This is a genomic window from Streptomyces sp. R33 (assembly GCF_041200175.1).
GTDB lineage: Bacteria > Actinomycetota > Actinomycetes > Streptomycetales > Streptomycetaceae > Streptomyces > Streptomyces katrae_B.
On sequence record NZ_CP165727.1, the window covers coordinates 5,248,074 to 5,263,000 of the forward strand.

The window sequence follows — 14,927 nt, forward strand, 5'->3', positions numbered from 1 at the left end:
GAGGGTGAGCGCGGCCGTGATCGCGCTGCTGCTCGGCGGCGCAGGCATAGCCATCGGGGCCACTCCCGCCCAGGCGGCCGAGACCAAGTTCAACGTCAAGTGCGTGCCGCCGGCAGGCGGCGGCGACCCGGTGGAGGGCGAGACCACCGCCAAGGTCACCGCTCCGGCCTCGGCGAAGGTCGGTGACGAGGTCGACGTGTCCTGGGAGACCGTGAAGCCGGCCTCGAACAACACGGACCTGATGGACATCCCGCAGGACTCGGTCCAGCCCACCGGCTGGATCACGGTGGGCGGCGGGGGCGGCGAGCTGAAGGTCGTCGGGGAGAAGAAGAACCCGCCGATCCCCAAGAAGGCCCCCATGCAGATGTCCACGATGAAGGGGAAGCTGAAGCTCACCAAGGCCGGCAAGATCACCCTGACCCCCGGCAAGTACGACGTCGCGGTCACCTTCTCCTTCGGCACCTTCGTCACCAAGTGCGCACCCACGGGCGCCGTGGGCGTCGGGGCCACCATCGACGTGACGGCCGGCACCAGCGGCGGCACGACGAGCGGCGGCTCCGCTAACGGCGGCTCCACTAACGGCGGGTCTACGAACGGCGGGTCGACCAACGGTGGATCCACCAGTGGCGGCTCGGCCAACGGCGGGTCCACCAGCGGTGGCGGCGGGGGTCAGACCGACTTCCCGGGCAAGCCCGTCGAGGTCGCCTTCGACTGCGGCCCGGTCGTCCCCGGGGGCATCAAGACCCCGGTCACGATCAACGCCAAGAAGAACGGCGGCAGCTACGACCTGACCGTCAAGACCGCCAAGGGCGCGATGGCCAGCCCGATGGCCCTGCCGGCGGGGGCCCTCAAGCCCTCGATGAACGTCAAGCTCGGCGGCGCCGACAGCGGCATGGTCAAGGTCTCCGGGCCGGCCAACGCGGAGCCGATCCCGGACAAGGCCCCGGTCAGCCTCAGTGACATGACCGGCACCTACAAGCCCGGCAAGACCGGCAAGGTCACGCTGAGCCCGGACCAGCTGACGATCGACGTCACGATGGCCCCCGGGTCCACGCCGATCAACGTGCCCTGCAAGGCGGCCAGCAGCGGCGTCTCGCTGGAGCTCGACACCACGGCCCAGGAGGGCGGCTCCGGCTCGCCGGCCACCACCGGCTCCACCACCGCCTCGGGCGGCCTGGCCGAGACGGGCGCCGAGGACGAGGGCGGCATCAAGGCCCTCGCCCTGGTCGCGGGCACGGTGATCCTGCTCGGCGGCGCGGTCTTCACCTTCACCCCGTGGCGCCGGCTGCGCGGCACGCGGTAACCCGTACGACGGCTTCGTACAACGCAGCGGCCCGGCACACCAGGAGGTGTGCCGGGCCGCTGCGCGCGTTGCGGGGGTGCGTCAGTGCACGTCGCCCATCAGCGCCTGGACCTTCTTGCGGTACGCGTAGACCGCGAAGCCGGCCAGGGCGGCGGCGGCCGCCTGCAGGGCGATCACCCAGAGGCCGTTCAGGTCCACACCGGCGATGGAGAGCAGGCTGGTGATGCAGTCACCGGCGGTGACCGCGAGGAACCAGACACCCATCATCTGGGAGGCGTACTTCTGCGGGGCCATCTTCGTGGTGACGGAGAGGCCGACCGGGGAGACGCACAGCTCACCGATGGTCTGGATCATGTAGATCGAGACCAGCCACATCGGGGAGACCTTGACGTCGCCGCCCGCCATGTTCATCGGGACGATGAAGACGAAGAACGAGGCACCGATCAGGACCAGGCCCATCGCGAACTTCACGATGGTGTTCGGCTCCTGGTTCTTGCGCGCCAGCCACACCCACAGCCAGGCGAAGACCGGGGCCAGCGCCATCACGAACAGCGGGTTCAGCGACTGGTACCAGGTGGCCGAGAAGCCGAGGCCGAAGACGGTGCTGGCGGTCTTGTCGTCGGCGAACAGGGACAGCGTGGAGCCACCCTGGTCGTAGATCATCCAGAAGACGGCGGCGGCGATGAAGAACCAGATGTACGCGGTCATCTTCGACTGCTCGGCACCCGACAGGTCCTTGTCGCGCTTGATGCGCGTCAGGACGGCGATCGGGATGAACAGACCGGCCAGCGTCAGCGGGACCAGGGCCCAGTTCAGCGTGTAGGCGCCGAGGGCGACCACGGCACCGTAGAAGACGGCGATGCCCACGACCGCGAGGACGACCTTGGTGAGGACGGCCTTGCGCTCCTCCGGCGTCAGCGGGTTCGGGACCAGGCTGCTCTTCGGGCTCAGGTGCTTGGTGCCGAGCAGGAACTGGGTCAGACCCAGGCCCATGCCGAGGGCGGCGAGGGCGAAGCCCAGGTGCCAGTTGTGCTCCTTGCCGACCGTTCCGACGACGAGCGGGGCGACGAAGGCGCCGAGGTTGATGCCGATGTAGAAGAGCGTGAAGCCACCGTCACGGCGCGGGTCCTCGGGACCGTCGTACAGGTGGCCGACCATCGTGGAGATGTTGGCCTTCAGCAGGCCGGAGCCCGCCGCGACGAGGATCAGACCGACGAAGAACATCGCCTGGCCCGGCAGGGCCAGCGACAGGTGACCGGCCATGATCACGAAGCCTGCGATGGCGACGGTCTTGCGGGCGCCCCAGACGCGGTCACCGAACCAGCCGCCCGGCATGGCCATCAGGTAGACCATGGAGACGTACACGGAGTAGATGGCCGTGGTCGTGGCCGCGGTCATGGCCAGACCGCCACCCTGGCTGCCCGTGGCGGCGTCGGCGCCGCCCGAGACCAGGTAGTACACCAGCAGTGCACGCATGCCGTAGTAGGAGAAACGCTCCCACATCTCGGTCATGAACAGAGTGGCCAGGCCACGGGGGTGGCCGAAGAAGGTCTTCTCGGTGGACGGATCCGCCGAGTCCCTCGTCAGGCTGGAAGCCATGGTCGATCCTTGCTTGGTCGGGACGCTTCGCTTCGTGAGCGGAACAGCGCCCGGTGGGGGGCGGCCGGCACCGGCGACGGGTTCCCACCCCACGCCCAGGGGTCTGCCCCCGTCCCGACAGGAGGGGGGCAGCGGGATGTCCGTAACCGGGATCCACGCCCCAGGCGCACCATTTCGCGCGCGGGGCCCGGCCCACAGGTCATTCACTGTCACCGAAGTCGAAGAGGCAGGTCGTCAAGACCCCCTGATCGATCCGGACAGAATCGAGACCTTCGGCTCGCTTTTCGGCACAAAGGTCTCAGAGGTAGTGCATCAGGCGTCTCGCCACCATACGACACGACACTGCGGCATATGAAAGGACTTGAGAGATGGATCACAAGGCGGTCAGGGAACCGTTTGGCCACATTCGAAGGCCGCTCTCAGACATAAGACCAGATCGGCAGGGGTGCGCAGGTGCGCCCCTGCGCATCGTCCCCGCGGACTACCATCACCCACATGACGCGTGTACTGCTCGCCGAGGACGACGCATCCATCTCGGAGCCCCTGGCCCGCGCCCTGCGCCGGGAAGGGTACGAGGTCGAGGTCCGGGAGGACGGCCCCACCGCCCTGGACGCGGGACTGCAGGGCGGCGTCGACCTCGTCGTCCTGGATCTGGGCCTGCCCGGCATGGACGGCCTCGAGGTCGCCCGCCGGCTGCGCGCCGAGGGCCATGGCTTCCCCATCCTGGTGCTCACCGCCCGGGCGGACGAGGTCGACACGGTCGTCGGCCTGGACGCCGGCGCCGACGACTACGTGACCAAGCCCTTCCGCCTCGCCGAGCTGCTGGCCCGGGTACGGGCCCTGCTGCGGCGCGGCGCCAACGACGCCACCCAGGCCCCGGCCACCCACGGCGTGCGGATCGACGTCGAGTCGCACCGCGCCTGGATGGGGGAGGAGGAGCTCCAGCTCACGGCCAAGGAGTTCGACCTGCTGCGGGTCCTGGTCCGCGACGCCGGCCGGGTCGTCACCCGTGACCAGCTGATGCGCGAGGTCTGGGACACCACGTGGTGGTCCTCCACCAAGACCCTCGACATGCACATCTCCTGGCTCCGCAAGAAGCTAGGCGACGACGCCGCCAACCCGCGCTACATCGCCACCGTCCGCGGCGTCGGCTTCCGCTTCGAGAAGAGCTAGCGGCACCGGAGCATGCGCCGCCGTCTGATCAACTCCACGCTCGCCGTGGTGCTCGTCGTCATCGCCGTCTTCGGGGTCTCCCTCGTGATCGTGGAGACCCGGACGATCACCAGCAGTGCCCAGGACCGCATCGAGTCCGAGGCGCTGCGCCTGGTCGGCATCGTCGAGGCGAGCGTCCTGGAGCACAAGCCCATCGACGCCCAGGCCCTCGCCGAGCAGCTGGACATGGGCCGCTTCGCCCGCATCACCGTCCCCGGGCAGCCGCCCGTGGAGGTCGGCGACCGGATCCCCGACAGCGTCATCCGCGGCACCGCCAAGGGCGAGCAGGGCGAGACCGTCGTCGTCGAGGAGTCCCGCTCCACGGTGACCCGCGAGGTCGGGCGGACCCTGGCGGTGGTGGGCGCGGTGGCGCTGCTCGCCGTCGTGGCGGCCGTCCTGCTCGCCGTACGGCAGGCCAACCGGCTGGCCTCCCCGCTCACGGACCTGGCCGAGACGGCCGAGCGGCTGGGCTCCGGCGACCCGCGGCCCCGGCACAAGCGGTACGGGGTCCCCGAGCTGGACCGGGTCGCGGACGTGCTGGACTCCAGCGCCGAGCGGATCGGCCGGATGCTGACCGCCGAGCGGCGGCTGGCCGCGGACGCCTCGCACCAGCTGCGCACCCCCCTCACGGCCCTGTCGATGCGGCTGGAGGAGATCACGGTCACCGAGGACCTGGAGACCGTGCGGGAGGAGGCGAGCATCGCCCTCACCCAGGTGGAGCGGCTCACGGACGTGGTCGAACGGCTGCTGACGAACTCGCGGGACCCGCGCACGGGCTCGGCGGTCCCCTTCGACCTGGACGAGGTCGTCAAGCAGCAGGTGGAGGAGTGGCGGCCGGCCTACCGCAGCGCGGGCCGGGCGATCGTGCGCTCCGGCAAGACGGGCATGCGGGCCGTCGGCACCCCGGGGGCGGTCTCGCAGGTGCTGGCCACGCTGGTGGAGAACGCGCTGATGCACGGGGGCGGCACGGTGGCGCTGCGTACCCGGGTGATCGGGAACCAGGCGGTGCTGGAGGTCACGGACGAGGGGCCGGGGGTCCCGGCGGACCTCGGCAACCGGATCTTCGAGCGGGCCATCAGCGGCCGCAATTCCACCGGGATCGGCCTGGCGGTGGCCCGGGACCTCGCGGAGGCCGACGGGGGGCGCCTGGAGCTGCTGCAGACGCAGCCGCCGGTGTTCGCGCTGTTCCTGAGCCGGACGGCGCCGGAGCGGCCGGAGCCGGAGCACACGGTCCGCTGAGCACACGGTCCGCTGAGCAGACGGTTCGCTGAGCCGTCCGGGCGCCCGCAGGGCCGCGTACGGCTACTTGCCGGCGGGCTCGGGGGCGCGTGCGGAGCTCTCGCCGCTCCCGGCCCCGCCGCGCGCCGCGGCGGCCGGCGAAGCCGGGGCGGCTTCCGGCAGGGCCTTGAAGACCCACGTCCGGTACGACCAGAAGCGGAACACGGTGGCCGTGCCGATGCCGATGAACTTGAACACGTTCGTGGCGAGCGGGCCGTCCCAGCCGAACCCGTAGGTGGCCGTGTACAGCACGCCGTTCTCGATCACCAGGCCGATCACGCTGAAGGCCGCGAACAGCGGCAGCTCGCGTGAGCTCCCCGTGTGTGCGCGGTCGCGGTAGGTGAAGTACCGGAAGCCGATGTAGTTGGTGACGATCGCCACGACGGTGGCTATGACGCTCGCCCGGACCACCTGCAGGTCCGTCGTGTGGCGGATCAGGTTGAAGACACCCAGGTTGACGAGCACACCCACGCCGCCGACGGCCCCGAACTTCGCGACCTCGCGGCCCAGGCCGCGGAGGCGGTCGAGGGCGGATCCCTGCTGCGGGGTGCTCATGAGATGGATCGGTCCTGTCCTTCGCCGCCCCGCGCGGAGGCGTCCGTGGAGGCGTGTGCCCGCCTTCGGTCAACCCAGACATGCTAAGTGTCGTCCCACGGGCCCGTCTGTGCCTCCGCACACCGTGCGACGCACGGCACACATGGGCGGGAATGCTACGCGCGTCGACCAGAACGGGCCAGGGCCACGTCCGTATGGCGGAATACCGGCGGATACCCTGGAGAGGTGACGTTCCCGGTAGTCGGCATGGTCGGCGGCGGACAGCTCGCCCGCATGACCCACGAGGCGGGCATCCCCCTCGGCATCAGATTCAAGCTCCTCAGTGACACCCCACAGGACTCGGCGGCCCAGGTCGTGAGCGATGTCGTCATCGGCGACTATCGCGACCTGGAGACGCTGCGCGCCTTCGCGCGCGGCTGCGATGTGATCACTTTCGACCACGAGCACGTGCCCATCGCACACCTGCGGGCCCTGGAAGCGGACGGCGTCCCCGTCCGCCCGGGGCCCGACGCGTTGATGCACGCCGCGGACAAGGGGGTGATGCGCGCCAAGCTCGACGAGATCGGCGCCCCGAGCCCCCGCCACCGGATCGTGAGCGATCCGGCGGACGCGGCGGCCTTCGCCGAGGAGGTGGGCGGCTTCCCGGTCATCCTCAAGACCGTGCGCGGCGGCTACGACGGCAAGGGCGTCTGGTTCGTCCGGACCCCCGAGGACGCGGAGGCCCCCTTCAAGGCGGGCGTCCCGGTCCTGGCGGAGGAGAAGGTCGACTTCGTCCGCGAGCTCGCGGCGAACATCGTCCGCTCCCCGCACGGGCAGGCCGTGGCCTACCCCGTCGTCGAGTCCGTCCAGGTGGACGGCGTCTGCGACACGGTGATCGCGCCCGCCCCGAACCTGTCCGAGGCCCTCGCGGGCGAGGCCCAGGCCCTCGCCCTGCGCATCGCCAAGGAGCTCGGCGTCACCGGCCACCTGGCCGTGGAGCTGTTCGAGACCGCCGACGGCCGGATCCTCGTCAACGAGCTGGCGATGCGCCCGCACAACAGCGGCCACTGGACCCAGGACGGTGCGATCACCTCCCAGTTCGCCAACCACGTCCGCGCGGTCCTGGACCTCCCCCTGGGCGACCCCCGCCCCCGGGCCCGCTGGACGGTCATGGCGAACGTGCTCGGCGGTGACTACCCCGACATGTACGCGGCGTACCTGCACTGCATGGCCCACGACCCGCAGCTCAAGATCCACATGTACGGCAAGGACGTGAAACACGGCCGCAAGGTCGGCCACGTCAACACCTACGGCGAAGACCTGGACGATGTGCTGGAACGCGCACGCCACGCAGCCGGCTACCTCAGGGGAACGATCACCGCATGAGCACCTCCACCGCAGGTCCCGTCATCGGCATCGTCATGGGCTCGGACTCCGACTGGCCCGTCATGGAGGCCGCCGCCCAGGCCCTGGACGAGTTCGAGATCGCCTACGAGGTCGACGTCGTCTCCGCGCACCGGATGCCGCGCGAGATGGTCGCGTACGGGGAGCAGGCCGCCGGGCGCGGCCTGAAGGCGATCATCGCCGGCGCCGGCGGGGCCGCCCACCTGCCCGGCATGCTCGCCTCGGTGACCCCGCTGCCCGTCATCGGCGTCCCGGTGCCGCTGAAGTACCTCGACGGCATGGACTCCCTGCTGTCGATCGTCCAGATGCCCGCAGGGGTTCCCGTCGCCACCGTCTCCGTCGCCGGGGCGCGCAACGCCGGGCTGCTGGCCGTACGGATGCTGGCCGCCCACGACCCCGAGCTGCTCGGCCGGATGAAGGAATTCCAGCAGGAGCTCAACGACCAGGCCACCGAGAAGGGCAAGCGGCTGCGGACGAAGGTCGCGGGCGCGGAGTCCTTCGGGTTCGGCAAGTGAGCGCGGCGCACACGTCCGTGGCGGCGGACCGCCTCGCCGAGGCCCGCGAGCTGCTCGCCGCGCATCCGGTGGTCGACGGGCACAACGACCTGCCGTGGGCCCTGCGCGAGCAGGTCCGCTACGACCTGGCGCGGCGCGACATCGCCGGCGACCAGCGCGGCCTGCTGCACACCGACATCCCGCGGCTGCGCGCCGGCGGCGTCGGCGCGCAGTTCTGGTCGGTCTACGTCCGCTCCGACTTCGCCGGCGACGAGGCGGTCAGCGCCACCCTGGAGCAGATCGACGCCGTCGCCCAGCTGATCGACCGTTACCCGGCGGACCTGGTGCGGGCGCTGACGGCGGACGACATGGAGGCGGCCCGCGCCGACGGCCGGATCGCCTCGCTGATGGGCGCCGAGGGCGGGCACTCCATCAACAACTCGCTCGCCACGCTGCGCGCCCTGCACCAGCTGGGCGTGCGGTACATGACGCTCACGCACAACGACACGATCGACTGGGCGGACTCGGCGACCGACGAGCCGCGCCACGGCGGCCTGAGTGACTTCGGCCGCGAGGTCGTCCGCGAGATGAACCGCATCGGCATGCTCGTCGACCTCTCGCACGTCGCCGCGACGACGATGCGCGACGCGCTCGCCGTCTCGGCCGCGCCGGTGATCTTCTCGCACTCGTCCTCGCTGGCGATGTGCGACCACCCGCGCAACATCCCGGACGACGTGCTGGCGCAGCTGCCGGCCAACGGCGGTGTCGCGATGGCCACGTTCGTACCGAAGTTCATCCTCCCGGCAGCGGTCGAGTGGACCCTGGCCGCGGACGAGAACCTGCGGGCGCACGGCTTCCACCACCTGGACACCTCGCCCGAGGCGATGGCCCTGCACCGCGCCTTCGAGGCGGAGCGGCCGCGCCCGGTGGCCACGGCCGCCACGGTGGCCGACCACCTCGACCACATGCGCGAGGTGGCCGGCGTCGACCACATCGGCATCGGCGGCGACTACGACGGCACGGCCTTCACCCCGGCCGGACTGGACGACGTGGCCGGCTACCCGAACCTGATCGCGGAGCTGCTCGCGCGCGGCTGGTCGCACGCCGACCTGGCCAAGCTGACCTGGTCCAACGCCGTACGGGCGCTGCGCGACGCCGAAGCGGTGGCGCGTGAGCTCTCGGCGTCCCGCGGCCCCTCCAACGCGGTCCTGTAGCCGCGGCCCGGCGGCTGCGGCGAGGGGTGTGACCTGCGGGTTACACCCGAACGCCACATCCGCCGGGCGACCCGGCCGTCCGGCGTGTCACGGTGGCAGCATCCCTCCCTGCTGCCGCCGAGACCGGAGCGAACGCCATGGCCGACCTGCAGGATGAACAGAACGCCGCGTACACCGCACACACCGCTTACGACGCCGATACGCCCCCCGCGGGCTCCGGCTCCCCCGGAGCCGAGGACCCGCCCGCCGCGGTACCGGGCAGCGCCCTGGAGCGGGCCGTCGCGCTGCTGTCCGTGCATCCCGTCGCCGACGGACACAACACGCTGGTCTGGACGCTGCGCCAGAGCCCGTACCACGACATCGAAACCCCGGACTCGGGCGTCGACACCGACATCCCGCGGCTGCGCGCCGGCGGGGTCGGAGCCCAGTTCTGGTCGATGCTGCTGCCGCGCGAGGCCGCGGGCGCCGACCAGGTGGTGTCCGAGACGCTGGAACAGATCGACGTGGCGCTCGCCCTGACGCGCCGCTATCCCGACGGCCTGTCCCTCGCGCTGACCGCGGACGACATGGCCGATGCCCGCAACCGGGGCCGGATCGCCTCGTTCCTGGGCCCCGTGCCCGGCCGTACGCTGACCGACTCGCTGGGCGCCCTGCGCGCGTTCCACGCCCTGGGCGTACGGGCACTCGCGCCCGCGGGAGCGGCCTGGGCCCACCACGACCTGACGCCGTTCGGCCACGAGGTGGTCCGGGAGATGAACCGGCTGGCGATGCTGGTGGACCTGACCGGCTGTACGCCGGAGGTGGCCTGCCAGCTCGCGGGGGCCTCTAAGGCCCCGGTGATCGTCTCGCACACCGCGGCGGCCGCGCTGAACCCGCATCCGGGGAACGTGACCGACGAGGTGCTGCTGGCCCTGCGGGCGGCGAACGGTCTGGCGATGGTCACCTTCGACGCCGAGCAGACCGGGGACTCGCTCCACGCGGTCGCCGACCACGTGGAACACGTACGGGCCGTCGCGGGCCCGCACTGCGTGGGCCTCGGTGCCACCTTCGGCTCCGAGCTGGCCACCCCACGGCCGACCGGCCTGACCGACCCCTCGGGCTATCCGCGGCTGATCGCGGAACTGCTGGAGCGGGGCTGGTCGGAGGCCGACCTGGCCCTGCTGACCTGGGAAAACACCCAGCGGGTGCTGCGCGACGCGGAATTCACGGCCCGAGCCGCCCAGCACCGCAGACCGGCGTAGGCCGCCGGGCCTAGGCCCGCGGGCGGCCCATCGCGCGGTACGTCCAGCCGGCCGCGCGCCAGCGGTCGGTGTCGAGGGCGTTGCGGCCGTCGAGGATCAGCCGGTCGGTGACGACCTCGCCCAGCTCCACCGGGTCGAGGTCGCGGAACTCGCGCCACTCGGTGAGGTGCAGGACGACCTCCGCGCCGCGGGCCGCCTCCAGCGCCGAGTCCGCGTACCCGAGCGTCGGGAAGACGCGGCGGGCGTTGTCCATGCCCTTCGGGTCGTAGACGGTGACCTGGCCGCCCTGGAGGTGGATCTGCCCGGCCACGTTCAGCGCGGGGGAGTCGCGGACGTCGTCCGAGTCCGGCTTGAAGGTGGCGCCGAGCACGGCGACGCGCTTGCCGAGGAAGGAGCCGCCGACGGCCTCGCGGGCCAGCTCGACCATGTGGCCGCGCCGGCGCATGTTGATGGAGTCGACCTCGCGCAGGAAGGTCAGCGCCTGGTCCGCGCCGAGCTCGCCGGCGCGCGCCATGAACGCCCGGATGTCCTTGGGCAGGCAGCCGCCGCCGAAGCCGATGCCGGCGCGCAGGAACTTCGCGCCGATCCGCTCGTCGTAGCCGATGGCCTCGGCCAGCTTGACCACGTCGCCGCCGGCGGCCTCGCAGACCTCCGCCATCGCGTTGATGAAGGAGATCTTCGTGGCGAGGAAGGAGTTCGCGGCGGTCTTGACGAGCTCGGCCGTCGGGAAGTCGGTCACCACCAGCGGGGTGCCCTCCGCCATCGGCGTCTCGTACACCTCGCGCAGCAGCTTCTCGCCGCGCTCGCCCTGGACGCCGATCACGATCCGGTCGGGGTGCAGGGTGTCCTGCACGGCGAAGCCCTCCCGCAGGAACTCCGGGTTCCACGCCAGCTCGACCTCGGCGCCCGCCGGGGCCAGCTCGGCCAGCTTCACGGCGAGCCGCTCGGCCGAGCCCACCGGCACGGTGGACTTGCCGACGACCAGCACCGGCCGGGTCAGGTACGGGGCCAGTGACTGTACCGCGGAGTCGACGTACGACATGTCGCACGCGTACTCGCCGTGCTTCTGAGGGGTGTTCACGCAGACGAAGTGGACGTCGCCGAAGGCGCCGACCTCCTCCCAGGACTGCGTGAAGCGCAGCCGCCCGGTGGAACCCGGCAGACCCGCGACGTGCCCGGCGAGGAGTTCCTCGAGCCCGGGCTCGTACATCGGCACCCGGCCCGCGGACAGCATCTCGATCTTCTCCGGCACCACGTCCAGCCCGAGCACCTCGAAGCCCAGCTCCGCCATCGCCGCGGCATGGGTCGCGCCGAGGTAGCCGGTGCCGATCACAGTGATCCTGAGGGGGGCCATGGGTGCTCCAGAGGTGCGGGGCCGTTTGCGGCCACTGAGCATAGTCGGGCCGGTCCGAGGGGACGTTCCCCAGGAGACCCGGCTGTCACGCAGCTCACGTACCTCGTACATATCGCTGCCACGACGCCGGACACTAAGATTTGGGTTACTTAACGGTAGTTAGCATCACGCAGCGCACATGCGTCGCACGCGCATCGCACGCGCATCACACTTGGGGAGTGAGAGTCTTGGCGGGTTCTGCCGACTTCGACCTGTACCGCCCGGCCGAGGAGCACGACATGCTCCGCGAGTCCGTCCGCTCGCTCGCCGAGGCGAAGATCCTGCCGTTCGCAGCCGCGGTCGACGAGGAGGCCCGCTTCCCGCAGGAGGCCCATGACGCGCTCGTCGCCAACGACCTGCACGCCGTCCACGTCCCGGAGACCTACGGCGGCGCCGGCGCGGACGCCCTCGCCACCGTGATCGTGATCGAGGAGGTGGCCCGCGTCTGCGCCTCCTCCTCCCTGATCCCGGCCGTGAACAAGCTCGGTTCGCTCCCGGTGATCCTCTCCGGCTCCGAGGACCTGAAGAAGAAGTACCTCGGCCCGCTGGCCAAGGGCGACGGCATGTTCTCGTACTGCCTCTCCGAGCCCGACGCCGGCTCCGACGCCGCCGGGATGAAGACCCGCGCCGTGCGCGACGGGGACTTCTGGGTCCTCAACGGCGTCAAGCGCTGGATCACCAACGCGGGCGTCTCCGAGTACTACACGGTCATGGCCGTGACGGACCCGGAGAAGCGCTCGAAGGGCATCAGCGCCTTCGTCGTCGAGAAGTCCGACGAGGGCGTCTCCTTCGGCGCCCCGGAGAAGAAGCTCGGCATCAAGGGCTCCCCGACGCGCGAGGTCTACCTCGACAACGTGCGGATCCCCGCCGACCGCATGATCGGCGCCGAGGGCACCGGCTTCGCCACCGCGATGAAGACCCTCGACCACACCCGCATCACCATCGCCGCCCAGGCGCTCGGCATCGCCCAGGGCGCCCTGGACTACGCCAAGGGCTACGTCCAGGAGCGCAAGCAGTTCGGCAAGCCGATCGGCGACTTCCAGGGCGTGCAGTTCATGCTCGCGGACATGGCCATGAAGGTCTCCGCCGCCCGCGCGCTGACCTACCAGGCGGCCGCCGCCTCGGAGCGCGGCGACGCGGACCTCACCTACCTCGGCGCCGCGGCCAAGTGCTTCGCCTCCGACATCGCGATGGAGGTCACCACGGACGCCGTCCAGCTCCTCGGCGGCTACGGCTACACCCGCGACTACCCGGTCGAGCGCATGATGCGCGACGCGAAGATCACCCAGATCTACGAAGGCACGAACCAGGTCCAGCGCATCGTCATGGCGAGGAACCTCCCGTAGCAAGGTTTTCGCGGTCAGGCGCTTTCGCCGCCTCTCCGTGATGACACTTCCGCAAGAAGCCCCGGCCGATCGGCCGGGGCTTCTTGCGTTGCTCGACCGTCCCGGCGGGCAGGGCGGCTCGGGGCCGCCCCACCCGCATCGCCGATCCCGCGGGCAGTGCGCAGCACTTCACCTGGGATGCGGACGACCGGCTGCTGCACCGCGTCACCGCCGACGGCAGCCGTGAGTCCTGGCGCTGGGATCCTGAGGGCAACTGCCTCGCCCATACCGATGCCCATGGTGGTGTCTCGGCCACCGAGTACGGCCATTTCGACATGCAACTTGCCCGTATCGCGGCAGACGGCGCCCGCCACGAGCTGCGCTACGACACCGAACTGCGTCTGGCCCGGGTGACCAACCCGCTCGGGCAAAAGTGGAGTTACACCTACGACAGCGCGGGACGGCTCGTGGCCGAGGACGACTTCGACGGCCGCCGGACTCGCTACGCCTACGATCAGGCGGGCCGTCTGACCTGCCGTACGAGCCCTCAAGGGGTGTCGGTCGCGTACACGTGGGACTCCATGGACCGGCTGACCTCCCGGCAGGTCGAAGGACGCCTCGTCCGCATCGTGCCCGTCTACGCGGGAGCCAACCCCATCCCCATCCGTCTGGACTTCACAGCTTTCGGAAACAAGGGCTTCACCTTCACCCACAGCCTCGAGAATCCTGCGTCCGGCGTCAGGACCGGCGTGTAGCACTCGCCCCGAACAGCAAGTGAGGACCACATGACCCGCACCACCCCGCCCCGCCCGGTCGATGCCGAGGGCCTGTTCCCCGCACTCGCCGACCACCGCCGCACCAGCACCCGTCTGCACCCGCGCCACGGCTCCCCGAAGGCGGACGACAGTTCGGTGGCCGGCCCGTTCCTGTGGCCCGCGGACGAGCCGTGGCCCGTGTGCACCGTGGTCCACTCCAAGGGCTGGGGCCACCGGCTGTCAGACGTGCGCCTCCGGCGGCGGATCCTCGACGAGGCCTGGCACAGGGATCCCGGAACTGGTCCCACCGACGCCGAACGTGCGGTCCTGGACACCCTTGTGCCGGGACCGCACGCCCCCCGGATCGACGACGCGGACCCGATTCCGCTGCTCGCCGCCGCGCAGCTCTTCGCACGCGACATCCTCGACCTCACCGGACCTGAGGGCTGTGACCTCCTCCAGGTCCTCTGGTGCCCCTTCGAAGTGCACGGACCCGGCCGGACCATCGACGTCGTGCTGAAGTGGCGGCGCTCCCAAGACGTGACCGAGGCCCTCGCCGTGATCCCGGAGCCCGTGGTGGTGGGCAGGGCCGAATGCGTTCCGAACACCTGCGAGCTTCACCCCGAACAAGTGGTGGAGCACGAGTACGAAGGCCTGTTGGACGAAGACCTTCAGGAGGCCATCGAAGCGTGGGAGGCAGGAGACGACGAAGAGGACGACGCCTTCGACTCCTCGGCCTCGCCCTCCAGCTTCGACACGTACGAGGAGTACGAGGCCGCCATGGCCGCCGCGCGCGCCGGTGAGGACGGGGAGAACGAGGTCACCTACCGAGGTGATCTGTCCATCCCGCCCGGCTGGAAGGTCGGAGGCTTCGCACCGTGGCACCTCACCGACCCGGTGCACATCGGCTGCGAGGTCTGCGGAGCAACCATGCCCCCCTTGCTCACCGTGGCCGGCGGCGAATGGGACGGAGCCTCCGAGAGCTGGATCCCGCTGGAGGACCGGGACTCCGTACCGGACGACCGGATCAGTGACCCGGCAGGCGTCTACCTCGGCCGCGGCCTCATGCGCGTCCACACCTGCCCCGCCACCCCGACGCATCCGCACCGGCTCAGCTTCCAGTAGAACGACCCGGCGGCCTCTCAGGAGGGCGTCAGCGCCTGTCGGAAGGAGGC

General features: G+C 70.9%; 13 protein-coding genes. 10 read left to right on the forward strand and 3 right to left on the reverse strand.

What is annotated here, in order from left to right; translation table 11 throughout:
• Positions 1 to 4 precede the first annotated feature (4 nt).
• Positions 5 to 1,303 carry a hypothetical protein gene (locus tag AB5J51_RS24090; RefSeq protein WP_369778622.1) on the forward strand — a complete coding sequence of 433 codons (1,299 nt, stop codon included), beginning with the start codon at positions 5 to 7 and terminating at the stop codon, positions 1,301 to 1,303.
• An 81-nt stretch (positions 1,304 to 1,384) separates the two neighbouring features.
• Here AB5J51_RS24090 and AB5J51_RS24095 read toward each other — a convergent pair whose 3' ends face one another.
• A complete protein-coding gene (locus tag AB5J51_RS24095) occupies positions 1,385 to 2,902 on the reverse strand; it encodes a peptide MFS transporter (RefSeq protein WP_053791079.1) in 1,518 nt (505 codons plus the stop codon).
• Between the two features lie 495 nt (positions 2,903 to 3,397).
• Here AB5J51_RS24095 and AB5J51_RS24100 point away from each other — a divergent pair, with 495 nt between their 5' ends.
• A complete protein-coding gene (locus tag AB5J51_RS24100) occupies positions 3,398 to 4,075 on the forward strand; it encodes a response regulator transcription factor (protein WP_030865957.1) in 678 nt (225 codons plus the stop codon).
• 12 nt (positions 4,076 to 4,087) lie between these two features.
• Positions 4,088 to 5,353: an ATP-binding protein gene (locus AB5J51_RS24105; protein ID WP_136226203.1), complete on the forward strand. Its 1,266-nt coding sequence runs from the start codon at positions 4,088 to 4,090 to the stop codon at positions 5,351 to 5,353.
• Positions 5,354 to 5,416: 63 nt separating this feature from the next.
• On the opposite strand, the gene AB5J51_RS24110 is transcribed toward AB5J51_RS24105, so the two are convergent.
• Positions 5,417 to 5,947 (reverse strand): GtrA family protein, encoded by a 531-nt coding sequence (locus AB5J51_RS24110; protein ID WP_053791081.1) that lies wholly within the window; start codon positions 5,945 to 5,947, stop codon positions 5,417 to 5,419.
• 225 nt (positions 5,948 to 6,172) lie between these two features.
• Here AB5J51_RS24110 and AB5J51_RS24115 point away from each other — a divergent pair, with 225 nt between their 5' ends.
• The 4 genes from AB5J51_RS24115 to AB5J51_RS24130 all read left to right on the forward strand — a co-directional run bounded on the left by AB5J51_RS24115 (position 6,173) and on the right by AB5J51_RS24130 (position 10,279).
• Positions 6,173 to 7,312, forward strand: a complete 1,140-nt coding sequence (locus AB5J51_RS24115) for a 5-(carboxyamino)imidazole ribonucleotide synthase (protein WP_078988154.1) — start codon at positions 6,173 to 6,175, stop codon at positions 7,310 to 7,312.
• A complete protein-coding gene (gene purE, locus AB5J51_RS24120; protein ID WP_053791083.1) occupies positions 7,309 to 7,845 on the forward strand; it encodes a 5-(carboxyamino)imidazole ribonucleotide mutase in 537 nt (178 codons plus the stop codon). Before AB5J51_RS24115 ends, purE begins: the two co-directional genes overlap by 4 nt.
• Positions 7,842 to 9,038 (forward strand): dipeptidase, encoded by a 1,197-nt coding sequence (locus AB5J51_RS24125; protein ID WP_240805503.1) that lies wholly within the window; start codon positions 7,842 to 7,844, stop codon positions 9,036 to 9,038. The genes purE and AB5J51_RS24125 overlap by 4 nt, the downstream gene beginning before the upstream one ends.
• 137 nt (positions 9,039 to 9,175) lie before the next feature.
• Positions 9,176 to 10,279 carry a membrane dipeptidase gene (locus AB5J51_RS24130; RefSeq protein ID WP_369780302.1) on the forward strand — a complete coding sequence of 368 codons (1,104 nt, stop codon included), beginning with the start codon at positions 9,176 to 9,178 and terminating at the stop codon, positions 10,277 to 10,279.
• A gap of 10 nt (positions 10,280 to 10,289) precedes the next feature.
• Here AB5J51_RS24130 and AB5J51_RS24135 read toward each other — a convergent pair whose 3' ends face one another.
• Positions 10,290 to 11,633, reverse strand: coding sequence for a UDP-glucose/GDP-mannose dehydrogenase family protein (locus tag AB5J51_RS24135; protein WP_369778623.1), 1,344 nt, complete (start codon positions 11,631 to 11,633; stop codon positions 10,290 to 10,292).
• A gap of 227 nt (positions 11,634 to 11,860) precedes the next feature.
• On the opposite strand from AB5J51_RS24135, the gene AB5J51_RS24140 reads away from it, so the two are divergent.
• From AB5J51_RS24140 to AB5J51_RS24150, 3 genes are all read left to right on the forward strand, one after another.
• Complete coding sequence (locus AB5J51_RS24140; protein WP_053693660.1) at positions 11,861 to 13,018, forward strand: acyl-CoA dehydrogenase family protein; 1,158 nt, start codon at positions 11,861 to 11,863, stop codon at positions 13,016 to 13,018.
• A gap of 83 nt (positions 13,019 to 13,101) precedes the next feature.
• Positions 13,102 to 13,752 carry a hypothetical protein gene (locus AB5J51_RS24145; protein WP_369778624.1) on the forward strand — a complete coding sequence of 217 codons (651 nt, stop codon included), beginning with the start codon at positions 13,102 to 13,104 and terminating at the stop codon, positions 13,750 to 13,752.
• Positions 13,753 to 13,782: 30 nt separating this feature from the next.
• On the forward strand, positions 13,783 to 14,877 hold the full coding sequence (locus AB5J51_RS24150; RefSeq protein ID WP_369778625.1) for a hypothetical protein: 1,095 nt from the start codon (positions 13,783 to 13,785) through the stop codon (positions 14,875 to 14,877).
• Positions 14,878 to 14,927: the final 50 nt, after the last annotated feature.